This is a genomic window from Thiothrix eikelboomii (assembly GCF_900167255.1).
In the GTDB taxonomy this organism is placed as follows: Bacteria; Pseudomonadota; Gammaproteobacteria; order Thiotrichales; family Thiotrichaceae; genus Thiolinea; species Thiolinea eikelboomii.
Genome location: NZ_FUYB01000013.1, coordinates 37,214 through 60,929, shown reverse-complemented (window position 1 = coordinate 60,929; position 23,716 = coordinate 37,214). Strand labels below are relative to the sequence as shown.

Genomic DNA, 23,716 nt, shown 5'->3' with positions numbered 1-23,716 from the left:
TTGCAACATTTGTTACAAATTATTTAAAGATTTATTTTCTAATTTATCAATTATCTAAAGTTTTATCGAAATAATGTTGACTACCGCTCACTATAAAATGCGGATTGAGCAATGAATCCTTTGAATTATATTTTAAAGCTTGCCCATTAAGATCTTGCATTGCTCCTCCTGCTTCTTCGACAATAATTTGAGCCGCTGCAGTATCCCACTCGGAAGTTAAGCCTAAACGGGGATAAAAATCGGCTTTACCTTCAGCGACTAAACAGGCCTTTAAAATACTGCCCATTGAAATAAGTTCATAGTTTTCAAATTGCTGCAGAAATGCGGGTAAAAAATCACCAGCATGCGATCGACTACCGACAATGGTTACTAACTCGCTCGGCTCGCGGGTAGACAGCAGCTCAGGTTCAGCTTGAGCGACTTGCAAATAAGCACCATTACCTAAACTGGCATACCAAGTTTTCTGCAAAGCCGGAGCATGCACGACACCTAATACAGGCTCATGCTGATGGATCAAGGCAATTAATACACTAAACTCACCGTTGCGCTTAATAAATTCTTTGGTTCCATCCAAAGGATCGACTAACCAATAGGTTGTCCACTGACTACGCTCAGCAAAATCAAGGGTCGCAGACTCTTCTGACAAGATTGGATACTGGGGGGTTAACTCCTGCAAAGCAGCAACGATGGTTTGATGTGAAACCAGATCGGCAGCAGTCAAAGGTGAATTATCTTGTTTACGATCAACCGTGAAATCCGCAGAGTGATAGATTTGCATGATTTCCGCACCGGCTGCTTGGGCGAGTTCAACAATAACTAAGGTAAGGCTTGCAAGATCCATCTTGTCCTCATAAAAGCTTTGAAATGATCATAACTTTAACATAAACCAGACCAGTACATCGAAGGTCTGGCCATTTATCTATAAGATTAGACAGTTGATCATTAAATAAAATAATATTCACATAAAAATAAAAAACAAGTTTAACAGAGCACCCCAAATCATGCTTATCACTGACTACGCCGCTTCGCGCCATCTAGCTTCGCGCCTCGAGTTAGGTATCAACCATCACCTCTGCAAGCAACGTATCGGACAGACGGTGGAACAGATTTTTGCAACCCTCTGCCCTGATCAGGCACCTAGTTTGACTAAGCTACCCCTACTCACTGCGTGGGAGGATATGGCTGTGTTCTATCAAAGTAATCGCAACAGAAAAATAGAATTAAATAAATTAGCCCGTACAGAAGGTGTCCTATTAACGAATTGGTGGTTAGAAGAACTACATAAAACCCAATTCCCGTTATGGGAACGCATGACCTTATTTTGGCATAACCACTTTACTTCTAGCTTAACTAAAGTCATTTGGCCGCAATGGATGTTAAAACAACATCAATTACTGCGCACGCATGCTTTAGGCAATTTTGCTGAGCTACTGCATGCGATTGCTAAAGATCCGGCGATGTTAACTTATCTCGATGGCTCAAAGAACATAGCCACCAGCCCGAATGAGAATTTTGCCCGTGAACTGCTCGAATTATTTACTTTGGGCGTAGGCCATTACAATGAACAAGATATTATTCAGGTCGCACGTGCTTTTTCTGGCTGGAATGTAAATAACTTAACGGGTGAATTTATATTTCAACCTAAGCTACACGACAACTCTCAAAAGCATTTTCTAGGACACTCTGGAAAATTTAATGGCACTGATATTATTAATATCCTTTTAGATCAACCACGAACGGCTGAACATCTTGCTGAAAAATTCTGGAAAGAATTTATTAGCCATGAATCTGTTAATCCTAGTATTATTCAAGAATGGGCAACTACCTTTAGAGAGAGTGGCTACGAGATCAAAGCTTTATTGCTTAAAATAATAACTAGCCCTATTTTCTGGGAGACTCAGCAGCGGGGTAGCCTAATTAAATCTCCAGTGGAATTTACACTGGGTCTAATCCGTGAGCTACAAATTCCGTTTGCAGAATACCCTGCCTTAAAAATAGTCAACCAACAACTAGGACAAGATCTATTTAATCCACCCGATGTCAAAGGTTGGCGAGGTGGCACAGATTGGATCACTAACACCCGTTTAATTCGCCGCTATGATTTGATTCCTAAATTGTTAGCCGAGCATGGTAGCGAGGCACAGAGCTTAGTTCGTGAGCTAGTCGCCAAAACTAATGCCGTTGGTAGTATCGGCTCTTCGATTAAAGCGGGTGGTTTTTTTAAAAATATTTTGCCGCAAATCAGTTGCTCTACCGACCCCAGTCCTTTAGTCGCTTGGTTATTGCCCGTCAAGCCTGTAGCAGCACCTAACTGTAATCAGAACGCTGACACGATCTTAATGACTGTCTTAAAAGACCCGACCTATCAACTCCGCTAAGAATAATAACTATGAATCGTCGTGACTTTTTGAAAGGTTTAGGCCTCAGTACCCTGAGTTTGCTAGCCGCCCCAAGTGTTTGGGCTAATACCCTCAGTACCCTTGCCGGTAATCGGCGTATTGTGATCTTGATTGAGCTAAAAGGAGGAAATGATGGCTTAAATACCTTAATCCCTTATACCCACCCTAATTATTATAGTGCTCGCCCAACGATTGCGATTGAACGCTCTAGTATACTGACCTTATCTGCGCATTTAGGCTTAAATCCAGCCTTAGAAGCGCTCATGCCGATTTGGAATGAGGGTGAGTTGGCATGGGTACAAGGTATTGGCTATGAAACTGGAAATCGCTCACATTTCGAAGCCATTGAAATTTGGGATACCGCACAAGCCGAGGCGCGTGGTCTTCATGATGGTTGGATTGCACAATCTTTTCCTGAACACAGCTTGGCGGGTATCGCGCTTGATACGAATTTAGGTCCTTTATATGGCCAGAATGTTTCAGCCTTGAGTATTTCTGAACCTAGCAATTTTGCGAGTAGTGGTTCAAGAATTCATGCACTTAAATCCGACTCTACGAATCCTTCTTTGCAACATATTCTAAATGTCCAGTCGCAAATAGAGATGCTAGCCAGCACTTTAGCCGACTACTTAAAAGACCTACCTGCTGCTAAAGAAAGCTTTGGTGCAGGTAACTTTGGACAAAGTTTAAACTCAGCTTATACCCTGATTGCTTCAGGCCTAAACGTACCTGCTTATAAAATAACTTTAGGTAGTTTTGATACGCATACTGATCACCGATCACGCCATAAATTACTTTTACAAAGTTTAGCTCAAGGGCTGGCTAGTATGCGGAATAACCTTAAACGAATTGGTATGTGGGATGAGGTGATCATCATGACCTACTCAGAATTTGGGCGGCGCTTAAAAGAAAATGCCAATAAAGGCATTGATCATGGAGCTGCCTCGGTGCAATTAGTCATGGGTGGTAAAGTCAAAGGCGGTTTATATGGTGAATATCCTTCATTGACCGATTTAGATGAACGAGGTGATTTGGTTTATACGACTGATTTTCGTGATATTTATTCTGTTATTCGCAATAACTGGTGGAATTTAGGTGAAAAACTCACAGGCCAACTGGCATTAATTTAATTTAAAAACAGGCTGCTCCTGCTCTATACTGCAAGCCATTCTTGACTTTTGACTGTTATAGAGCTTTTTCATGCCTACAGATTTTTCTATTCAAACTCGTTTGCGCTTAGTGCACAGTTTAGCCATTAGCCTGACAGCCTTATTTTTAAGTAGTTGTGGCGATGGCTCAAGTACTACTGATCAAACTGTGGTACGCACAAGTGAGCTACCGAATATTATTTTCATCTTTACCGATGATCATGGTTATGCTGACTTAGGTGTTCAAGGCGTGCGGGGTGATGTTAAAACACCACATTTAGATCAACTGGCTAAAACTGGCGTGCGTATGACGGCGGGTTATGTCACCGCACCACAATGCACCCCTTCACGGGCGGCTTTAATCACGGGTCGTTATCAACAGAAATTTGGAGTAGAAGACAATAACTATTCACCCTTGCCGCTGAGTCAAGCCACCCTAGCTGAAAAACTGACCGCAGTCGGTTACAAAACTGGAATCATGGGCAAATGGCATCTAGACATCAATGGCGCATCCGAGCGTTGGTATAACGAAGTTTATGCACCCGGCTCTTCGGTTCCCTTTAATGAAAGCAATATACCGTTTGCGGAAAAGCTTAAATATTATCCAGAAAGTCGAGGCTTTCAGGATAATTTCGTTGGCTATCACAATAACTATCGTGCCAATTTTAATTTAGCCGGGCAAACCATCTCACCGCGCACGATCCAAGATAACCGCTTTCGGGTAGATGTCATCAGCGAAGCCGCCACCACCTTTATTGATCGGCATAAAGCAGACCCTTTCTTTATGTATATTCCTTATTACGCCCCCCATGTCCCGCTCGAAGCAACTCAAAAATACTTGGATCTCTTTCCCGGCTCTATGCCTGAACGCCGCCGCTATGCTTTGGCGATGCTCGCCGCTGTCGATGCAGGAGTGGGGCGCATTGTAGAAAAACTTGAAAGTTATGGAATTGATGATGACACCTTGATTATTTTCATGGGAGACAATGGTGCTGCGCTGAATTTAACTAAAAAAGACATATTGCCTGTATCAGCCCAAACAGCACCCAATGGGGGGTCTGTCTGGGATGGTTCTTTAAATGAGCCTTGGGTGGGTGAAAAAGGTATGCTCAGTGAAGGCGGTATCCGCGTCCCCTTCATCATGCGTTGGAAAAATCACCTCCCGGAAGGTTTGGTTTATAATGAGCCTGTTATCTCTATAGATGCCACCACAACTGCGGCGGCTTTAGCGGGCTTAGCTACCACTGACATGGATGGGGTTAATTTGATCCCTTATTTGAAAAATCCAAGCTCAAAACCCAATCGCGCTTTGTACTGGCGTTTTATGCAGCAATCGGCTGTTCGTCAAGGCAAATGGAAATACCTACGGACTGCTGATGAAGGTGAATATTTATTTGATTTATCGAGTGATCAACATGAACAGGTTAACGTGCTAAGCCAGCATCCTGCTATCGCTCAAGCCCTGCATACCCAATTAAGTAACTGGTCAACGAGTCTGAAAACCCCCGGTTTACCTTCAGGGGCTTTGCTTGGGGCAGATAAATATTGGTATGACTATTATTTTCCAAAAAACTAAGCTCACCACCACTTAGAGCTAAAAAAATACCAGTTAGCTAAATAATCAGCGAAGCATTTCAATCACGACTACGCTCTAACTGATAATAACTAGTTTGTTCCGTGGTATATGCCTCTTCTCCTAGCCCCGCACCAACGGGGCTATATTTTTTATGGCGGATCTTCGCCAAGCTTGCAAGACTCAATCGGTGGGAAATCGCCAAATCAGCTTTGAATCGACCTAAGCACATCAAGATAAGTATTTGTTTTAATTGATATTAAAAAATAATCTAAAACCAGCTTAGATTGGCATGAATCTTCCAATAGCACTCTCGTTTATACATTGACTGATTGGAGCGAGAGATGAAAAAAACACTGTTTACTTTAACAACAGCGGTTGTCTTAGGTTTGTCTAGTTTATACGCCTATGCAGCGGATCCGATTACTATCAAATTCAGCCATGTGGTTGCCCCTGACACCCCAAAAGGCAAAGCCGCTGAGAAATTCAAGCAATTAGCTGAAGAAAAAACTAAAGGTGCTGTTAAAGTCGAGGTTTTCGCCAATAGCACACTCTACAAAGATAAAGAAGAAATGGAAGCGCTGCAGATGGGTGCTGTGCAAATGCTAGCCCCTTCTTTAGCCAAATTTGGGCCTTTAGGCGTGAAAGAATTTGAAGCTTTCGACCTGCCTTATATTTTCCGTAACTATGAAGACCTACACAAAGTTACTCAAGGCGAAGTTGGCATGGGCTTGCTGACTAAGTTAGAAGCTAAAGGCGTTAAAGGCCTAGCTTATTGGGATAATGGCTTTAAGATTATGAGTGCAAATAAGCCACTGAAAACCCCAGACGACTTCAAGGGCTTAAAAATGCGGATTCAGTCTTCTAAAGTTTTAGAAGCCGAAATGCGTGCTTTAGGAGCCAACCCACAAGTTTTACCCTTCTCTGAAACCTATCAAGCCCTACAAACTGGGGTAGTGGATGGTACTGAAAATCCACCATCCAATTTACTCACGCAAAAAATGCATGAAGTGCAAAAAAATGCCTCTGTCACTAATCATGGGTATTTAGGCTATGCCGTAATTGCGAACAAAGCGTTTTGGGATAAGTTGCCTGAAGATGTGCGCAAGTCTTTAGAAGAAGCGATGAAAGAATCGACAGATTATGCTAACCAAATCGCTAAAGAAGAAAACGATAAGGCGCTCGAAGCCGTTAAAGCCAGTGGCAAAACTGAAGTTTACATGCCCACTGAGGATGAAACTAAAGCTATGCAAAAAGCTTTAGCACCGGTTCACACCGAAATGTCTGAGCGCATTGGTAAAGACTTAATTACCTCAATCTATACTGCCACTGGGTTTGATCCAGCCAAGTAAATTCCATCATACTGTGCGGTCTATTGAAGTTTGATCAATAGACCGCTGTTTTGTTAGTTGGCTGAATTCAATACATGAGCGGAGGAGTGTATGAAGTGGCTTGATCGTCTGGAAGAAATACTCATTACCTTCCTGATTGCAGCCGCCACCGTGATCATTTTCGTTGCTGTTGTGCATCGCTATGTATCAGGCTGGCCTTTGGGTGCTTTTCAGGATTTTTTACTCAGTATCCATCTGAGTTGGGCGCAAGAGCTGTGCATTATTCTGTTCGTCTGGATGGCTAAATTCGGTGCCGCTTACGGAGTACGCCAAGGTATTCACGTTGGTGTCGATGTATTGGTTAATTTTCTATCTCCAGCCAATCGGCACATTATCACCATCATTGCACTCGCGGCATGTATTCTTTTTACGGGCATTATAGCCATTTTAGGTGCAATGTTAGTCTGGGAAAATGGGCTTGCTTATGTTTTTCTATCTAGCTTTGGTTTTGAAACCGGCGACCACTATGAAGGACCGACCACACCCGACCTCGAATGGCCTACTTGGATTGTCTATCTAGCTGTTCCTCTTGGCTCGTCATTGATGTGCTTCCGCTTCATTCAAGTTTTAGTCACTTATTTACGTACTGGTGAGATGCCACATCATGATCATGGTCATGTCGATGGCTTAAATGATGAGCTGGATGAATCAGCAATGGGGCAAAAATCATGAGTGCATTAGTTATTTTTGGTTTATTACTCATCCTCATGCTCACCGGCATGCCGATTTCGATTGCCTTAGGCCTCACGGTACTCACTTTCTTGTTTACCATGACGGAAGTGCCGATTGAAGCGGTCGCCTTAAAGCTTTTCACGGGGATCGAAAAGTTTGAAATCATGGCTATTCCCTTCTTCATTTTGGCGGGTAATTTCCTGACACATGGGGGGGTTGCGAGGCGGATGATTAACTTTGCCTCCTCAATGGTCGGGCATTGGTATGGTGGCTTAGGTTTAGCCGGGGTGTTAGCTTGTGCTTTATTCGCGGCTGTTTCTGGTTCTAGCCCTGCTACCGTAGTTGCTATCGGTTCGATTCTACTGCCAGCTATGCTCAAAGCGGGCTTCCCTAAAAACTTTGGTGCGGGCGTTATTACGACCTCAGGCGCTTTAGGCATTTTGATTCCACCCTCTATCGTCATGGTGATGTATGCGGTCGCTACGAATAGTTCAGTGGGTGCACTCTTTATGGCTGGGGTTGTTCCGGGCTTAATGTTGGCAGGCTTCTTGGGCTTTACAACTTGGTATCGTGCTAAGAAATTTGATTATCCACGTCAGCCTAAAGCTAATCTGGAAACTCGCTGGAAAGCTTTCAGAGATTCGATCTGGGGTTTATTGCTGATTGTAGTTGTCATGGGTGGGATCTACACAGGTATTTTTACCCCGACTGAAGCGGCCGCAATGAGTGCCGTTTATGCTTTTATCGTTGCTGTATTTGTCTATAAAGACATGGGCTTAAAAGATGTACCAAGGGTTTTACTCAACTCGGCAAGTATGTCTGCCATGCTCTTATACATTATCACTAATGCGGTGATGTTCTCATTCATTCTCACCAATGAACAGATCCCTCAGTCAATGGCTGACTGGATGCTGGCCCAAGGTTTGAACGCTATTGTCTTCCTCTTAGCGGTGAATATCTTATTACTGGTAGCAGGCAACTTTATGGAGCCATCCAGTATCGTGTTAATTTTTGCGCCCATTCTTTTCCCGATGGCCATGAAACTAGGTATTGATCCCATTCATTTTGGCATCATCATGGTGGTGAATATGGAGGTAGGCATGTGTCATCCGCCTGTAGGTTTGAATCTCTATGTGGCCTCAGGCATTACTAAAATGGGCATTACTGAGCTAACTGTGGCTGTTTGGCCTTGGTTATTAACGATGTTGATCTTCTTAGTATTAGTGACCTATGTACCTGCTATCAGCTTATGGTTCCCTAAGCTCTTAGGCGTTATGTAAATCATCTCCCGTCAGGGCATCTATCATCCATCTTTTAGATGCCCTTTTTAAATCTCACTAAACTTTCCCTAATTCCTTTGCAATCGCTAAACTAGGCTTTCTAACTTTGCTAGAGGAAGCTTGCCTAATGTTTAAGGTCACCGTCCAACCCAGTGGGCATCTGTTTAGCGTCGAAGAACAAGAAAATTTGCTGGATGCTGGGCTAAGACAAGGCATTGCCTTGCCTTATAGTTGCCGCAGTGGCTCTTGTGGTTCTTGCATGGTCACGATTAATCAAGGGGCTGTTGACTACCCGCAAGGCGAACCTTTAGCCCTCTCACCCTATGATCTAGAACAAGGTCGGGCGCTACTTTGCCAAGCCATTGCGCTATCGGATTTAGAAATCGACTGCCCACAAGTGGGCGAATTGCCAGAAATCGAAGTTAAAACCTTACCAGTACGGGTCGAACGGCTGCGTAAACTCAATACCGATGTCATCGAGATGACCCTAAAACTCCCTGCTAATGAACGTTTACGTTTTATGGCTGGGCAATATATCGACCTGCTCTTACGGGATGGTAAACGCCGCAGTTTCTCGATCGCGAATGCACCGACCGGAGAGGCCTTGATTGAATTGCATATTCGCCATGTACCGAATGGGCATTTCACCTCCCATGTATTTAATGAGATGAAGGAAAAAGCGCTCTTGCGCATGCAAGGACCGTTAGGGAGCTTTTATCTTCGTGAGCTGACACAACCGATCATTTTAGTGGGTGGGGGTACCGGCTTTGCACCGCTCAAAAGTATGCTGGAATATTTAAAACTAAAAGGTTTTGACCAAGCGGTTTATTTGTATTGGGGTGTACGTAGCAAGGTAGATTTATACATGGATTATTTGCCCAAGGATTGGATGCAGCGTTATCCACAGTTCCACTATATCCCTGTGCTATCTGAGCCAAAACCAGACGATCATTGGCAAGGCCGCACCGGTTGGGTGCATGCGGCAGTCGTGGCTGACTTTCCTGATTTAAGCGCTTATCAAGTCTACATGAGTGGCCCACCACCGATGATTTTGGCTGGCCGAGAAGCCTTCTTAGCACACGGTTTGCGCACGGAGCATTTGTATTCAGACTCCTTCGATTACAGCCCAGATACGCTAAAAGCCCTTCAACAAAGCAGCTGATTCAAGCTTAAGCTTAAGCTCAGCACGCTGCGCTTAACTCGTACTACTCAAGCACCAGACTCCTAAGCCAACGGGAGTCTGCTGGAATTTCATGGCGCAGCTCTTTTTCAAACGGCGCTTGCAGAGGATCAGCCGGAGGGGCAGCAATCAAATTCAAGTCCACTGCTTTAGGCGTACCAATCAGCATCGTACCTGATTGTTGAAACTCAAAATACAGGCCATTCCAAAGCTTAGCACCGAAGTCGCGAGGGGCTTTAAAGAAAAACAATAAGCTGTGCTCAAGCCATACAAAATCATTGGGGCTAATGGTTGCCGGATGCGGATAGGGATAAGGAACGTAACAAGTTAATTCTTGTGATGCCTCGATACACTTAAACTCGCGCATCGAAAGGAAATGATCTGAGAGTTGCTCAGTCCGCAAATTCAGTTTGAAATTGGCCGCGCCCTGCTCAGTAGGCGTGAAATCAATCGTCCCCAACACCACTGCAGAGCCATCGGCAAACTTCGCACTCAGGGTTTTAGTCCCTGTTAGTTCTCCCTGCGCTTGACTGATACTCGCACTCAGCATTACCCCAACAGCCATTGCAAAACCAAGTGTTTTTAACCAAGACCGCATAAGTATCAACCTCAAGGTTAGAAATCGCTAGCATCCAAATTATTTCAATAAATCAAATAATTAACCATCGACTATACAGATAAATCATCACCGATAGAAGTGAATGTTGGTCCTTCTTTTGAAGGCCGCGTAGATTTGGCAAGAGTGTACGACTATGCGATACTCAAGCTATTCAAGCTATTACTTGGAAAATTTGATCACCTACCCTTAAATAAAGCTACGATGACCTCACTCAGCTTCACCCTCCACCCTCAACTGGCTGCAGATACCTTAGTAGTCGGCAATTTGAATTTATGCCAAGTATTGCTGATGAATGAAAGCCGTTACCCTTGGTTTATCTTAGTGCCACAGCGGGCGAAGATTAGTGAAATCTATCAGTTGACAAACACAGAGCGCGCCCAAGTTTGGGAAGAGTCGGATTTATTAAGTCGGCAACTGATGCAATTATTTCAGGCCGATAAGCTGAATATTGCAGCTTTAGGCAATCTTGTGCCGCAATTGCATATTCATCATATTGCAAGGTTTAAAACAGATGCAGCGTGGCCGACACCTGTTTGGGGTAAATTTAAACCCGACGCTTATACTCCAGCTGCTGCTGAACAGCTGATTCAGACTATGCGTCAGGCTTTAGGGCTGGAGCTTAATAGTCCTAGTCCAGCTTAAAGCCGTGCTTATTGAGAGCGCGCTTCCAACATATCATGGATAATGGGATTTAAAATTAGCTCCATCGCTAAGGTCATCTTCCCTCCCGGTACAACAATACTATTTCGCCGAGACATAAACGAATCGTGAATCATTGCTAATAAATACGGGAAATCGGTATTAAATTTTTTTGGATCACGGAAACGGATGACCACCAAGCTTTCATCTTGTGTGGGAATATCACGCGCAATGAAAGGATTCGAGGTATCCACGGTGGGTACACGCTGAAAATTAATATCTGTGCGAGAAAACTGTGGAGTGATGTGATTAATATAATCGGGCATCCGGCGTAAAATCGTATCCACCGTCGCTTCTGCGCTATAACCACGCTCAGCATGATCACGATGAATCTTTTGAATCCACTCTAGATTCACACTTGGCACAACACCGATTCCTAAATCGACATACTGAGCTACATTATAGCCGCCATACTTTTGTGTGGCGCTAGTATCCAGCACAAGGCCGTGTAAGCCTTCGTAAAAGAGAATATCAGTATCTGCTTCAAGTTCTTCCCAAGGGGTAAACTCACCTGAGCCTGCTGTCGTCGTGATACCTTTTGCAGCTAAACGCTCGGTGTGCTCCTGTGCTTCTTGGTCATTATGCAGGTAATAGCGTTTTTTACCCGAACCACTTTCACCATAAGCCTTGAACAGAGCTTCTAAGGCATGAAAATCATTCGCGCCCGGACCGAAATGACTAAAGTTTGGCTCTTCTTTAGAGCGCTGCTTAAACTGATTGCGCGTTACACTATGGAAACTATCCCCTTCGATAATCGCTGCTTTAATCTGCTCGCGGCGAAATATGCCTTCAAAGGTACGTTTTACAAAAGTCGTCCCTGCTCCTGACGAGCCAGTCATCGCAATGACCGGATGCAATTTAGACATATCCACCTCTTACTTAATCAAAGTATCGTCACTCATTCTAGCCAAAGCTTCAGGCTGATCTGTATATGTCTTTGGGTAGGGCAAGCCCATCATCTAGAGATATACCTCAAGCCCGCTTAACAGCTTAACAGTTATGAATCGGCTAAGCTGTGGATAAGTCAGTTGATGATTTTTTATAGCCCTAGCAGGAAAACGGCTGAGCTGATTGTCATTTCATGATTAACTCCATGAAAAATAAATTAAAATTACCAAATTAAATTTCTATTTAACTTAATTGACAATGAATAAAATTTACTTATGGCTGTTAATAACTTAGCCAACGCTTTAAGCAAAACCTAAACCAGACTTAGGCGAACCACTGGATTTAAACCACGATTCTAGCGCATCCCTGCCGTGAATCAGCTATGATAGCCTCCTTTTGGCTAAGCATCTTTGCGGTATTTTGGTATGAAACACTCCACGCCCCCTCGAGTCGGTTTTGTCAGTCTCGGTTGTCCGAAAGCACTGGTAGACTCTGAACGTATTTTGACACAGTTACGTGCTGAGGGTTATGCGATTAGCCCAACTTACAATCAGGCTGACTTGGTAGTGGTGAATACCTGTGGCTTTATTGATTCTGCGATTCAGGAGTCTTTGGATGCTATTGGTGAGGCTTTGGATGAAAATGGACGGGTGATTGTAACCGGTTGTTTAGGTGCAGACTCAGAAAAAGTCCTCAGCGCTTATCCCAATGTACTCGCTGTGACGGGCGCACATGCTTATGAAGCAGTGATGCATTCAGTTCACGAGCATTTACCGCCTTTGCATGACCCCTATACTGATTTAGTTCCTCCTCAGGGTATTCGCTTAACACCACGCCATTATGCTTATTTGAAAATTTCCGAAGGCTGCAACCATCGTTGCTCTTTCTGTATTATTCCGCATCTACGGGGGGATTTAGTCTCACGCCCGATTGGGGATGTGATGCAAGAAGCCGAGAATTTGGTGAATGCTGGCGTGAAAGAACTACTCGTCATTTCCCAAGATACCAGCGCCTATGGCATTGATACCAAATACCGCACGGGCTTTTGGAAAGGTCGGCCACTCAAAACGCATAGCCAGCAATTAGCCGAGGCCTTAGGTGAATTAGGAGTATGGGTACGTTTGCATTATGTCTACCCCTATCCGCATGTAGATAAGTTATTACCCTTAATGGCTGAGGGCAAAATCCTGCCCTATTTAGATATTCCCTTTCAACACGCTAGCCCCAAAATTCTCAAAGACATGCGTCGCCCTGCCCATGCAGAAAAAGTCTTAGAGCGGCTGAGTCAATGGCGCGAACTCTGTCCTGAAATAGCCGTCCGTAGTACGTTTATTGTGGGCTTCCCCGGCGAAACTGAAGAAGAATTTGAAACCCTACTCGATTTCCTTGAGGAGGCTCAATTAGATCGGGTAGGGGCTTTTGCTTATTCCCCCGTAGAAGGTGCACCTGCGAATCAACTCGCGAATCCCGTCCCCGAAGAAGTCAAAGAAGAACGCCTTGAACGGTTTATGGAGCTGCAAGCAGAAATCAGCGCCAATAAACTCAGTAGTTTAATGGGGAAAACCCTAGAAATACTCATCGACGAAGTGGGCGAGGATCTTAGTATCGGGCGCAGTTATCGTGATGCGCCCGAGATTGATGGACAGGTCATTATTGAAGGCGAAGAATTACCTGTCGGTGAATTCGTTAAAGTCATGATCACCCATGCGGATGAGCATGATTTATGGGGTGAACTTGTTTAAAGCGGGTTAACGCCTGCAATACCACCGACCTGACCCGCACCAGAGGGCGCTAGTCCCTCTAACTTAAATGCTCACTGCCCCGATTACGATGCAATTACCGCCTTGCTCCTGAGCTGTTTGTAAAGCTTGCTCGGCCGCTTTTAGGAGTAGTGCTGGATAAGCAACATCATGCACATCATCCTCTGCCATTGCTTGGTGATGGCTCGATTGCGGTTGGCAACTAGCAGCACCGATACTAACGGTTAAACCCGCTAAACTCGCACAGGTCAGTTGTTTGCGTTCGATTTCATGCCGGAATTTTTCTGCTAATCGAGCAACTTCATCAGTCGAGGTAGTGGGTGAGAGCACGATAAAGCGTCGATCATCATAACGTGCGACTAAATCACCGGCACGGTGCACCACCGCTTTTAAATAACGGGCTAGAGCAATCAGACATTGCTCGCTCAAATCAAGGTCAGTCAGTTGATCAATCCCTAGCACTAATAAAGCTAACGGTTCACGAGTACGCGCCGAGCGCCGCCATTCTAGTTTAAAATGCTGCTCGAATTGACGACGATTGGCGAGTTGAGTGACTGGATCAGTATTCATCTGCTCTAACAGTTTGCGCTGAGCGAGTTGAAAATTATCCATTAATTGCGCAAGCGGGCGACTTGCCAGCACCACCATAATCGCCGCTGTCAGCAACACTAAACCTAATAGCCGAAAAATAGGATCATCCAACCATAACAGCATTACCGCCATCGGTAGGATCACCGCGATCATCTGCACGGAAGCAATCGGCCACGATAACAGTAACGTCGGTAAAGCCGCCAAGCTAATTAGTAATAATACGGCCGTGTGCACCGCTACGACCTCTAGTTGATGGACAAATAATAAAATCCCTGAAGCCCCCCAGAGTGCATGTAGCAAGGTACTCAGTAAGACATAACGCTGCACACGCGCATATAAAACTTCTTCAGACACTTTGTCCATTTGGAAATGGCTACTACTCCACCAGCAACTCGCGGCCAATAGGGCGATTCCGACTAACCAGACCAATAAAACCAGCGTATTAGTGGATGAATGCACCCAAATGAGTATACCCAAAAATAAAGCAGCTAACGTATGTAGCCAGAATAAAATCGCCCCATAGCTGGCTAAACAAACGAGTTGCTCATGCATAACAGCTGTCGGCAAGACAAGAAAACTATCCGTCGAGAGCTTATATTTGCCCATATCTCCTGATCCCTGTTGCACTTAGCAAGCTTTGACTTATAGCAGAAACATTTCTGTTTTTATGCCGAATTTAAAACTTTTCCGATAAACTGCATTAACATCACCACAGTAAGTTACAAGGTTAATGGTTTATTGGATATTAAATGGTATAGTCTAACCATAAAATTACATCATATAAAAACAAGACAGTAAGGAGGGAAGCATGTTCTTATACTTTGCAGTGGCTCTGATCATTTTAATCATCATGCTCTTTTTCATGGGCGTCAAGATGGTGCCACAAGGCTTTGCTTACACAGTAGAACGTTTTGGGCGTTATGTGTATACCCTACAGCCCGGTTTAGGTTTGATTATTCCGATTTTTTATCGTGTGGGTCGCAAGGTCAATATGATGGAACAAGTGCTGGATATTCTACCTCAGCAAGTCATTACGGCAGATAATGCCAATGTCAGCATTGATGGCGTCGTTTTCTATCAAGTCTTTGATCCTGCTAAAGCTTCGTATGAAGTGGCTCATTTAGAAAATGCTATTTTAAATCTCACCATGACTAATCTACGCTCTGTTTGCGGGTCAATGGAATTAGATCATTTACTCAGTAAGCGTGATGAAATTGGAGCACGAGTCTTAATTATTGTCGATGAAGCCACCAATGCTTGGGGGGTCAAGGTGTTGCGGGTTGAAATTAAAGATATTGAGCCACCCGCCGAACTGGTGCGGGCGATGAATCTACAAATGACGGCTGAGCGTCAAAAACGTGCTCAGATCACGGAGGCTGAAGGTAAAAAGCAATCACAAATTCTTGAAGCAGAAGGGGCTAAATCTGCCGCTTTTTTACGTGCCGAAGCACGGGAGCGCGAAGCCTTAGCTGAGGCTAAAGCCACTCAACTGGTGTCCGAAGCGGTTTCCCAAGGTGATGTGCAAGCACTTAATTATTTTGTTGCTCAAAAATATGTCGAAGCACTCGGTAAATTCGCCGACTCGCCTCAGCAAAAAACAGTATTCATGCCCTTGGATACTAGCGGTTTAATGGGGTCGATTGGCAGTATTAATGAGTTGTGGAAAGTCATGCAGGAGAAGCGATGAGCATGATCAACCTCGAATTCTGGTATTGGCTGATTTTGGCAGCAGTCTTATTTACACTGGAGATTTTCGCACCTGGCGCCATTTTAATGTGGTTCGGCTTTGGGGCAGCCCTCACAGGACTTATCTTATGGCTGGTACCTGATTTAGCACTCGCTTGGCAATTGTTGCTATTCGGTGCAAGTTCTTTATTAAGCTTATTGGCTTGGCGTCAATCACCTTGGTTTCGTGATCCTCCGCCCCCTGAGCCTGAATTAAATAACCGTCTACTCAGTCAAATCGGGAAACAGTATGTTTTGAATGAACCCATCGTCCAAGGCAGTGGTTCAATACGGATTGGTGATACTACTTGGCGGGTAAGAGGTACGGATTTACCTGCGGGTACGCGAGTGAAAATAGTCGGCGTAGAAGGGATTATTCTCTTGGTAGAGGCGGTGTGATTCGCTTCTTAATGGTTGTCTGCCGATTAAAGCCTAAGTGCTCAACCCCTGCATCTAACCCATCGAAACACTATTCGGTGTCTGCCCACCCTGCTCATGCGCTTTTAGCAATTGAGGTAAGGGCTTAAAATGTTGATATGCATACCGCCATAACCAAGGTACACCCACCAGTAAGCCAAAAATCCCCCAACCTGCTTGATCATAAAAATCTTGCAGAGTCATGGGAGTGAAACCACTCCACCATTTTAAATCCATCCATTCAAGGCTAACGGCAATCAGATTATTTACAATATGTACAAGAATAGGCCCCACTAAAGAGCGCGTTTTCATATACAGCAAACACAGCACCACGCCGAATACAAAAGCTCCCAAAATATCGTTGTGCAAAAACGCGAACAGACCTGATGATAAAATAACTGCTGGCAGAGCACCGAGTTTCAAACTCCAACGATTGAGCAAATAACCCCGAAAAATAAACTCTTCCACGATAGGCGCAAAAATGACCGCACTGATCACCACTAATAAATTACCTAACCAATAAGACCCTTGCTCATCCCAATACAATAAAGGTGGCACATCCAACAACCAACGCTGCACCAGTTCAGGGGCAACCAAGGATAAGGGATAGTACATCAGATAAGTTAAGCCAATGGATGAGATAATCATCCCCACGGCAAGCCAAAGATACTCAGGCAGCTCTGCAGGAGCGGGAGGATTAAGCAGTAGCTCCGTGAGCTCATCACGCTGCTTAAAGGTAACCCACCACAGCAAGACCGCTAATAACAGATAGAGTAGATTGAATAATAAACTCTCTAAGATAAATAGCTCACCCTGACTAAACAGATTCTGATTCGCTTGAACTTGCTGCAGGAAAGCATAACCTGAACCAATAATAAAATAGAAAACGACCACAAATAAACCGACGACCCAAGTCGAACGAACTTCATCAAGGGGATTGACGCGCATGCACAGTCCTTTGCTTAGTGGTCGTTAAAAAGATCGAGGCTCGTTTGTTCTTGGATAGCTGCTGGCATAACCATACCAAAATACTGCCACGTATGTCGCGTAGCGACACGCCCCCGTGGAGTGCGCATTAAAAAACCTTGTTGAATCAGATAAGGCTCTAGGACATCCTCAATCGTACCGCGCTCCTCACCAATAGCCGCCGCTAAGCTATCCACACCGACCGGGCCACCATCAAACTTTTCAAGCAAGGCTAATAGTAAGCGGCGATCCATATGGTCTAACCCCTTGTCATCTACGTTCAGCATATCCAAGGCACGATCAGCAATTTCTGGGCTGACCCGACCATTCGCTTTGACTTGAGCATAATCTCTGACTCGGCGCAGCAAACGGTTCGCAATCCGTGGCGTACCCCGTGAGCGTTTAGCAATTTCATGTGCCCCTCCAGCTTCCATCGGTACACCTAAAATACCGGCCGCCCGATTGACGATATAAGCAAGGTCTTCAACACTATAAAACTCTAAACGCTGCACAATACCAAAGCGATCTCGTAGCGGAGAGGTTAATAGACCGGCGCGAGTGGTCGCCCCCACTAAAGTAAAGGGGGGTAAATCGAGTTTAATAGAGCGTGCTGCGGGACCTTCACCGATCATAATATCCAGCTGAAAATCCTCCATTGCAGGATAGAGAATCTCCTCGACCATTGGGCTTAACCGATGGATTTCATCAATAAATAAGACATCATGTGGCTCAAGATTAGTCAACAGTGCTGCTAAATCACCCGCTTTTTCTAAAACTGGCCCAGAAGTTTGCCGCAAGTTTGCGCCCATTTCCTGAGCAATAATATTAGACAGCGTGGTTTTACCAAGGCCGGGCGGACCAAAAATCAAGGTATGATCTAAAGCATCACCACGTGCACGAGCCGCACCAATGAAAATCTCCATTTGCTCACGCACAACCGGCTGACCAATATAATCTTTTAGACGACGCGGACGAATATGTTCATCGACAAACTCTTCTTCACGCGAACCGATGGGTGAAATCATACGATCTGTTTCGGGCATTTTTTTACTATTCCAACCAGCCTATTAGCACTACACCATAACAAAAGCAGCTCGAAAACACATCCAGAGATTCATCCAGATATTAGTGGGATTAGCGCCTTGGAATTAGCCTGTTCTAGCCCTGTTACTATTTGCAACAGGGCTAAATCAGCTAAGAATAACTCAGCTTATTGCTGAACTACTGCAGGATTAAACACAGGAATCGTCGTGCCACGTTTGACTTGGAAGACCGCCGTGGAAGACTGCATTTCAGTGGTAGCGGCTAAGGAACTATCTGGAGTTAATAACGAACCATGAACCCCTTCAGTAAAGCGCACCACACCATCGGGTGTACCTGTTTGGGTAATGGATTTTAAGCCCATGATACTAATTAATGGCTCAGTACCCGACAAAGGCGCTCCCGTTACCCGATTTGGAATCACCTTATCGCTACCTACGCCATTTTGCCCCACCACTTCCATCATGTGGATCGGATGTTTATCGGCCGCTTGTTTGCCTAAAACAATGGGATCAGCAGGATCACTCACCCACTGAGCAACGCCCATAAAAGTATCATAAGCGGCTGTTCCTTTGACAATGCCACTCGCTGCCAAGCCCTGTTGAATAGCTGGACCAAAAGTTTCCGAACCATCTAATAAACGCGCAATACCACCACCAGGGACGGCTAAACTCGCGGGCGTGCTGGTTGCCTCTTGGCTAAGATAGCCGATACCGGTCATCGCACCTAAAGAAATACCCACAAAACCCAGTTTCGCAGTATCTAAAGGAATCGGGCTAGCTGCCTGCAAACCCGCTAAACTTTTGCGCAATACCATCAAGTCGGACATACCTTGGCGGATATTATCGCGGGAAGTGCGGAGGCTGGTGAGATTAATAAAATAAGAACCAGAGCTATCAATCAAGCCATCAGCTCCACCTGCACCCGTACTATTGTTGCGGAGGTCTAAATTGAAAGTACGCTCTACATCTTGACTAGAAATTGGGTTTAAATCGGCCTTAAGTGGATTGGTCGTATCCGTAATACCATGCAAAGGTAGATCAATTGCGACCACTACAAAACCCGCATCCGCGAGGCTATCAGCAATCGCGAGCATATCAAGGCGACTACGGGTAATGCCGTGCTGGAAGATAATCACAGGCCAACCCGTCGCAGGTGGAGTAGCTCCTGCTAAAGAGTTCGCATTCGGTACAGTCATTAAGACGGGAATCGTCTGCTTACTTTTCACTTTAGGTGTTGGGTTAAAGCGGGTTAGATGACTCGCTCCCGCCCCTTGCCAATAACTAGTTAACGGTGCTTTAGCATTTAAGTAATAAGGTACTGTTAAGGTGCCTGCATGCACATTCGCTTTACCACGTAAAGCCGTAGAAAAGGTTTGCGTCGTACCTAAAGCCGGTGACATGATCATCTTGCCCGCCTTAGCTTGGGCCGTCACGGCTTGCAAAACCGGGCTAACCGATTGAGTCGTAAACGTCCAGCTTAAAATAATGCGGGCTTTCGCAACCCCTTTACCCACGGCAGCCGCTTCTTGTGTCCCAATTAATTGACGCAAAGACTCTAAAGCAGCATACGGTGTATTAGCTAAGGATTGCGTGGCTTTAGCTAACAAATAAGTCGAAGAGCTGGAGGCGGTTTTACCCGCTTTATCTTTAATGCTATTCGTCAGTACCACCATATAGCTGGTACTTTCTTTTAAAGGCTTAAGTGGTAACAATACTAAAGTCTTACCATCAGCGGTAGTGGTGGCAAACACCTCGGCTGCCGTCAACTCAGATTCAATACTGAGTACCGCCCCCGTGCTAGCATCTTTTTTAACCGCATACACATAGACACTACTGCCGATTTTGACTGAACTAGCATCCATCACATTGCTAAAATTAGCTGTAATCGGTGCTGTCAAACCAAAGCCATCTAACGAATTAAGGGCTTCATACAAAGGCAATTGAGCCGCAGGCAAATTAGTGGTCGGAATATTTAAAGTACCATCCGTGCTGCCACGAAAGAGTAAATCATTAGTACTTGGAATAATGCCATTCGCCGGATCAAACAACGGTGCTAAAGCAGGGCTATAGTTGTTTTGAGCATCCGTTTCACTAGCATCAAAATCATACGCCTGCACCGTGTAGGCTGGTAAACCTAAGGCTACAGCTAAACATAAAGCGATGGTTGTCGGTTTCATCATGGTTAAGCCCCTTAAAATGACATATTGAATTGAGCACTGATAATGTCAACGCTGCTATCGTACACACCACGGATCGCATAGCCATTGTCTTCGCTCGTATTATCAATAGGTGTTTGATCCATGAATAAGTGCGCATAGCCCACATCAAGGCTTGAGGTTTTATTCAATTTGTAATTCGCACCAACCGCTAACCAAGTACGATCGGTATCGGGCGTGCGGGGTGTTAGCAAATGAGCATTGGGAACAGGAGTTTTATCAATGGCTAAGCCACCGCGTAATTTCACCCGATCATTGTATTGATAATTTGCACCCACGGAGAAACGGGTGACATCCTCCCATTTTTCATCCACATTGGTGACGATGGCTCCGGTATTTTTATCAGTTACCCGCAAGCGCTCAAAGCTACTCCAACCTGTTTGGGTAACATCACCGAGCAATTCGAGTTTATCATTGACTTTATGTGCTACGGACAAGGATAAACTATCCGGTAAATTCGCCTCCGCTTTTACATCGACATCATTAAATCGTGTCACACCCGTCGCCGTGAGTATCGGCTGCAAAGCTGCATTTACAGTATAATCGGCTTTACCTTCCAACTCATGATTGGTCGCTGCCCGATAACTTACCCCGATTTTAGTTTGGGGGGTCGGTTTATACATCGCACCTAAATTATAACTAAAAGAAACATCATCACCGCTGATCACGACCTTACTATCGGTAGCTTGATTCGATAGCGTCGGCATAGCCCTTAAGCAACTTAACAATAAATCACCACTATTGGCCGCCCCTGCAATACTCCGACAAGCCGCCGCCGAATCAATAGCACTGCCTAATTCAACCGTAATATATTGCAGGCTAACCCCGCCCCCGAACGTCAATTGCTCATTGATTTCATAGGCTACCGAAGGATTGATATTGATGGTTTGCATGGCTGAATCGAGTGCGTTATAGCGTCCAATCCAATCATCATCATAGTTGGTTTCTAAGCCAAAAGGTGCATTGATACCTACACCAACTGTCATCTTTTCATTCAGACGTTTCACGGCGTAAGAGTTGGGAACGAAGGCGGGTTTGCCACCATCATCATTTTTACCCGTTAACGCGGCTTGAGCTTGATCAATATTACCTCCGGTTAGAGCAGGATTGACCCAAGAGCCTTTATCAGTGAATTTTGCTTGCGGAACAATCACATGGCCGGCCGTGCTCAAGTGAGAGCCATCGCCCAGCTCAGCCATGCCCGCTGGATTAAACCAAGTTGTGGACGCATCTTCTGCCACGGCAGCTGCACCTGCAAAAGCATTGCCCATCCCTGAGGCTGAGTTCTCAATTAAGGCAAAACCGGCAGCTTGTACTGTGGAACTTAAGGCTAAGGTAATAGAAATAGCTAGAATTGATCTAGCGGGTAGCTTAGTCATTGTTATTTCTCCTCCAAATGGCTAGTGTACAAAAGTATCAGAAAAAGCCAGTGAAGAGAAAGCCTCCGTTGTAAAACAACGACAAACCTTACACTGCACGGGATTTGCAAATGTTTGCGCACAAATTCCAAATCCTTTTACCCTAATTTTGCATGGACATTCCTTAGCATGGTGGGCAATGTAGAAGGAGTCAGATCATGCAAAACTATCGCTTAGCTTTAAAATTGTTCATTATTTTTATCCTCATTATTCTCTTGTTTATTCCACAGGCCTCTTTGATGGGCTTAGTAAGTGAGCGCGCAAGTTGGCGCTCGGAAGCTTATAGCAGCATTGAGCAAAGTTGGCCGGGTTCACAAACTCTCGCCGGCCCAGTCTTAGTGATTCCCTATACCCTCACGGTCAATCTGAAAGAAACTATTACCGAAAAAGACGGTACGAGCCGCGAAGTGGTCAAAGCACAGAAGATTGACAAGCGGTTGATCATGATTCCCAAACAATTGGACATACAAAGCGCCCTAGACAGTGAAACTCGCTCGCGGGGCATTTATGCAGTCCCGATTTATAATAGTAGCTTACAAGTCTCCGGGAGTTTTGAAACTCAAGCCTTGGTCGATTTGCTCAATGAACATAAAAATGATCAACTACAATTGTATAGCCCTTATCTATCGGTATTAGTACGAGACCAACGCGGAATTGCAGCACCGCCTAACTTGATTTGGAATCAGCAAAACTTGGCCTTTAACCCCGGTACAAACCTACCGAATGCGACAGCAGGTATGCATGCTAAACTGCCTGAATTCAGTACAGTCACCGCACAGATCTTTAAATTTAATTTTGACCTAAAATTACGCGGTATGAGTTCGATGAATTTTGCTCTATTGGCAGAAAACTCCGAGCTAGGCTTAGTAGCCGATTGGGCACATCCTAAATTCACTGGTGAGTTATTGCCAGAAGAGCGCACCATTAATGATCAAGGCTTCACGGCTCATTGGCGGGCATCCTCCTTCTCTTATAATGTGAGTGCGGCTTTAGAGCAATGCAGTGCCAATCAATGTGATGCGCTCTTAAATCGTTCAGTGGGTTTTGACTTATTACAACCAGTCGATGTTTATCAGCAATCTGAACGCAGTATTAAATATGCTGTCTTATTTATTTTGCTCACCTTCGTTGTATTGATTATGTTTGAGCTATTAAAGCAACTGCGTATTCATCCGATTCAATACTTCTTAGTCGGCTTAGCCTTAACCGTATTTTATTTACTACTGATTTCACTCTCTGAACATATTGATTTCGGCTGGGCGTATTTAATCGCTGCCCTCGCAAGCACGGGCTTATTGACTCTCTATTTCGGAGCTATTCTCCATAGTCGTCAATTAGGTTTGTTGTTAGGCAGTGGTTTACTGAGTTTATATACCGTGCTCTATGTGATTCTTCAAGCTGAGGATAATGCTTTATTAATGGGCAGTTTGTTGATTTTTGCTGTGTTAGCGGCCTTAATGTTAGCGACCCGCCATTTAGATTGGTATGCCTTAACCGCCAATGCTTTACCGCAAGCTAAGCTGAATCGCCCTGAACCTGAGTCAGACACACTACCCAGCGCTTAGATGGATTTTAGCTAGATCGAGGTTATGCTGGCCTAATGGGCTAAGCATAACCTGTTTTATCTAGGTATTCGGCTTAGGGTTAATATTCAGTGGAGCTAGGCCCCATATCGCTTAGGCTGGCTTTGGGTTCATACTACTCGGTGCGAGGCTGGCGCATATCGGGAAT

20 protein-coding genes are annotated in these 23,716 nt (G+C 44.8%); 12 read left to right on the top strand and 8 right to left on the bottom strand.

The window, feature by feature from the left end; translation table 11 throughout:
* Window positions 1-46: 46 nt before the first annotated feature.
* Entirely contained in the window at window positions 47-841 is a 795-nt protein-coding gene (cysQ, locus tag B5D50_RS12810) for a 3'(2'),5'-bisphosphate nucleotidase CysQ (RefSeq protein ID WP_078923035.1), read from the bottom strand.
* A gap of 160 nt (window positions 842-1,001) precedes the next feature.
* Between cysQ and B5D50_RS12805 the strand changes: the two genes are divergently transcribed.
* The 7 genes from B5D50_RS12805 (at window position 1,002) to B5D50_RS12775 (ending at window position 9,625) form a co-directional block, all read left to right on the top strand.
* Entirely contained in the window at window positions 1,002-2,378 is a 1,377-nt protein-coding gene (locus B5D50_RS12805; protein WP_078923034.1) for a DUF1800 domain-containing protein, read from the top strand.
* An 11-nt stretch (window positions 2,379-2,389) separates the two neighbouring features.
* Window positions 2,390-3,529 (top strand): DUF1501 domain-containing protein, encoded by a 1,140-nt coding sequence (locus B5D50_RS12800; RefSeq protein WP_078923033.1) that lies wholly within the window; start codon window positions 2,390-2,392, stop codon window positions 3,527-3,529.
* A 70-nt stretch (window positions 3,530-3,599) separates the two neighbouring features.
* Window positions 3,600-5,123, top strand: a complete 1,524-nt coding sequence (locus B5D50_RS12795) for a sulfatase-like hydrolase/transferase (RefSeq protein ID WP_078923032.1) — start codon at window positions 3,600-3,602, stop codon at window positions 5,121-5,123.
* 341 nt (window positions 5,124-5,464) lie between these two features.
* Window positions 5,465-6,472, top strand: a complete 1,008-nt coding sequence (locus B5D50_RS12790; RefSeq protein WP_078923031.1) for a TRAP transporter substrate-binding protein — start codon at window positions 5,465-5,467, stop codon at window positions 6,470-6,472.
* A 90-nt stretch (window positions 6,473-6,562) separates the two neighbouring features.
* On the top strand, window positions 6,563-7,183 hold the full coding sequence (locus tag B5D50_RS12785; protein WP_078923030.1) for a TRAP transporter small permease: 621 nt from the start codon (window positions 6,563-6,565) through the stop codon (window positions 7,181-7,183).
* The gene (locus B5D50_RS12780; RefSeq protein ID WP_078923029.1) at window positions 7,180-8,463 is read left to right on the top strand and encodes a TRAP transporter large permease; all 1,284 of its coding nucleotides are present in this window, start codon (window positions 7,180-7,182) and stop codon (window positions 8,461-8,463) included. The genes B5D50_RS12785 and B5D50_RS12780 overlap by 4 nt, the downstream gene beginning before the upstream one ends.
* Window positions 8,464-8,590: 127 nt before the next feature.
* The gene (locus B5D50_RS12775) at window positions 8,591-9,625 is read left to right on the top strand and encodes a CDP-6-deoxy-delta-3,4-glucoseen reductase (RefSeq protein WP_078923028.1); all 1,035 of its coding nucleotides are present in this window, start codon (window positions 8,591-8,593) and stop codon (window positions 9,623-9,625) included.
* Window positions 9,626-9,668: 43 nt separating this feature from the next.
* Here the strand turns inward: B5D50_RS12775 and B5D50_RS12770 are convergent, their stop codons facing one another.
* On the bottom strand, window positions 9,669-10,241 hold the full coding sequence (locus tag B5D50_RS12770; RefSeq protein WP_078923027.1) for a hypothetical protein: 573 nt from the start codon (window positions 10,239-10,241) through the stop codon (window positions 9,669-9,671).
* 144 nt (window positions 10,242-10,385) lie between these two features.
* On the opposite strand from B5D50_RS12770, the gene B5D50_RS12765 reads away from it, so the two are divergent.
* Window positions 10,386-10,904 (top strand): HIT domain-containing protein, encoded by a 519-nt coding sequence (locus tag B5D50_RS12765; protein WP_327193288.1) that lies wholly within the window; start codon window positions 10,386-10,388, stop codon window positions 10,902-10,904.
* An 8-nt stretch (window positions 10,905-10,912) separates the two neighbouring features.
* Here B5D50_RS12765 and B5D50_RS12760 read toward each other — a convergent pair whose 3' ends face one another.
* Entirely contained in the window at window positions 10,913-11,827 is a 915-nt protein-coding gene (locus B5D50_RS12760; protein WP_078923025.1) for a phosphoribulokinase, read from the bottom strand.
* A gap of 447 nt (window positions 11,828-12,274) precedes the next feature.
* Between B5D50_RS12760 and rimO the strand changes: the two genes are divergently transcribed.
* Window positions 12,275-13,591: a 30S ribosomal protein S12 methylthiotransferase RimO gene (gene rimO / locus B5D50_RS12755; RefSeq protein ID WP_078923024.1), complete on the top strand. Its 1,317-nt coding sequence runs from the start codon at window positions 12,275-12,277 to the stop codon at window positions 13,589-13,591.
* A 63-nt stretch (window positions 13,592-13,654) separates the two neighbouring features.
* Here the strand turns inward: rimO and B5D50_RS12750 are convergent, their stop codons facing one another.
* Entirely contained in the window at window positions 13,655-14,806 is a 1,152-nt protein-coding gene (locus tag B5D50_RS12750; RefSeq protein ID WP_078923023.1) for a GGDEF domain-containing protein, read from the bottom strand.
* Between the two features lie 202 nt (window positions 14,807-15,008).
* Between B5D50_RS12750 and B5D50_RS12745 the strand changes: the two genes are divergently transcribed.
* Together B5D50_RS12745 and B5D50_RS12740 are read left to right on the top strand one after the other, a co-directional pair.
* Window positions 15,009-15,887, top strand: coding sequence for an SPFH domain-containing protein (locus B5D50_RS12745; protein WP_078923022.1), 879 nt, complete (start codon window positions 15,009-15,011; stop codon window positions 15,885-15,887).
* Window positions 15,884-16,324 carry an NfeD family protein gene (locus B5D50_RS12740; protein ID WP_234975875.1) on the top strand — a complete coding sequence of 147 codons (441 nt, stop codon included), beginning with the start codon at window positions 15,884-15,886 and terminating at the stop codon, window positions 16,322-16,324. The genes B5D50_RS12745 and B5D50_RS12740 overlap by 4 nt, the downstream gene beginning before the upstream one ends.
* Before the next feature lie 54 nt (window positions 16,325-16,378).
* On the opposite strand, the gene B5D50_RS12735 is transcribed toward B5D50_RS12740, so the two are convergent.
* From B5D50_RS12735 to B5D50_RS12720, 4 genes are all read right to left on the bottom strand, one after another.
* Complete coding sequence (locus tag B5D50_RS12735) at window positions 16,379-17,290, bottom strand: CPBP family intramembrane glutamic endopeptidase (RefSeq protein ID WP_078923021.1); 912 nt, start codon at window positions 17,288-17,290, stop codon at window positions 16,379-16,381.
* 14 nt (window positions 17,291-17,304) lie between these two features.
* Complete coding sequence (ruvB, locus tag B5D50_RS12730; RefSeq protein ID WP_078923020.1) at window positions 17,305-18,351, bottom strand: Holliday junction branch migration DNA helicase RuvB; 1,047 nt, start codon at window positions 18,349-18,351, stop codon at window positions 17,305-17,307.
* Window positions 18,352-18,518: 167 nt separating this feature from the next.
* Complete coding sequence (locus B5D50_RS12725; protein WP_078923019.1) at window positions 18,519-20,531, bottom strand: Ig-like domain-containing protein; 2,013 nt, start codon at window positions 20,529-20,531, stop codon at window positions 18,519-18,521.
* Between the two features lie 11 nt (window positions 20,532-20,542).
* On the bottom strand, window positions 20,543-21,946 hold the full coding sequence (locus B5D50_RS12720) for an OmpP1/FadL family transporter (protein ID WP_078923018.1): 1,404 nt from the start codon (window positions 21,944-21,946) through the stop codon (window positions 20,543-20,545).
* 197 nt (window positions 21,947-22,143) lie between these two features.
* On the opposite strand from B5D50_RS12720, the gene creD reads away from it, so the two are divergent.
* On the top strand, window positions 22,144-23,550 hold the full coding sequence (gene creD / locus B5D50_RS12715) for a cell envelope integrity protein CreD (protein ID WP_078923017.1): 1,407 nt from the start codon (window positions 22,144-22,146) through the stop codon (window positions 23,548-23,550).
* The last annotated feature ends 166 nt before the right edge of the window (window positions 23,551-23,716 follow it).

Bases quoted from the DNA above. Each gene is read 5' to 3' on its own strand.
- creD (WP_078923017.1), top strand. From the start codon at position 22,144: ATGCAAAACTATCGCTTAGCTTTAAAATTGTTCATTATTTTTATCCTC.
- B5D50_RS12720 (WP_078923018.1), bottom strand. From the start codon at position 21,946: ATGACTAAGCTACCCGCTAGATCAATTCTAGCTATTTCTATTACCTTA.
- B5D50_RS12740 (WP_234975875.1), top strand. From the start codon at position 15,884: ATGAGCATGATCAACCTCGAATTCTGGTATTGGCTGATTTTGGCAGCA.
- B5D50_RS12785 (WP_078923030.1), top strand. From the start codon at position 6,563: ATGAAGTGGCTTGATCGTCTGGAAGAAATACTCATTACCTTCCTGATT.
- B5D50_RS12735 (WP_078923021.1), bottom strand. From the start codon at position 17,290: ATGCGCGTCAATCCCCTTGATGAAGTTCGTTCGACTTGGGTCGTCGGT.
- B5D50_RS12775 (WP_078923028.1), top strand. From the start codon at position 8,591: ATGTTTAAGGTCACCGTCCAACCCAGTGGGCATCTGTTTAGCGTCGAA.
- B5D50_RS12790 (WP_078923031.1), top strand. From the start codon at position 5,465: ATGAAAAAAACACTGTTTACTTTAACAACAGCGGTTGTCTTAGGTTTG.
- B5D50_RS12800 (WP_078923033.1), top strand. From the start codon at position 2,390: ATGAATCGTCGTGACTTTTTGAAAGGTTTAGGCCTCAGTACCCTGAGT.
- B5D50_RS12725 (WP_078923019.1), bottom strand. From the start codon at position 20,531: ATGATGAAACCGACAACCATCGCTTTATGTTTAGCTGTAGCCTTAGGT.
- B5D50_RS12780 (WP_078923029.1), top strand. From the start codon at position 7,180: ATGAGTGCATTAGTTATTTTTGGTTTATTACTCATCCTCATGCTCACC.
- B5D50_RS12750 (WP_078923023.1), bottom strand. From the start codon at position 14,806: ATGGGCAAATATAAGCTCTCGACGGATAGTTTTCTTGTCTTGCCGACA.
- rimO (WP_078923024.1), top strand. From the start codon at position 12,275: ATGAAACACTCCACGCCCCCTCGAGTCGGTTTTGTCAGTCTCGGTTGT.
- B5D50_RS12745 (WP_078923022.1), top strand. From the start codon at position 15,009: ATGTTCTTATACTTTGCAGTGGCTCTGATCATTTTAATCATCATGCTC.
- B5D50_RS12770 (WP_078923027.1), bottom strand. From the start codon at position 10,241: ATGCGGTCTTGGTTAAAAACACTTGGTTTTGCAATGGCTGTTGGGGTA.
- B5D50_RS12760 (WP_078923025.1), bottom strand. From the start codon at position 11,827: ATGTCTAAATTGCATCCGGTCATTGCGATGACTGGCTCGTCAGGAGCA.
- ruvB (WP_078923020.1), bottom strand. From the start codon at position 18,351: ATGCCCGAAACAGATCGTATGATTTCACCCATCGGTTCGCGTGAAGAA.
- cysQ (WP_078923035.1), bottom strand. From the start codon at position 841: ATGGATCTTGCAAGCCTTACCTTAGTTATTGTTGAACTCGCCCAAGCA.
- B5D50_RS12795 (WP_078923032.1), top strand. From the start codon at position 3,600: ATGCCTACAGATTTTTCTATTCAAACTCGTTTGCGCTTAGTGCACAGT.
- B5D50_RS12805 (WP_078923034.1), top strand. From the start codon at position 1,002: ATGCTTATCACTGACTACGCCGCTTCGCGCCATCTAGCTTCGCGCCTC.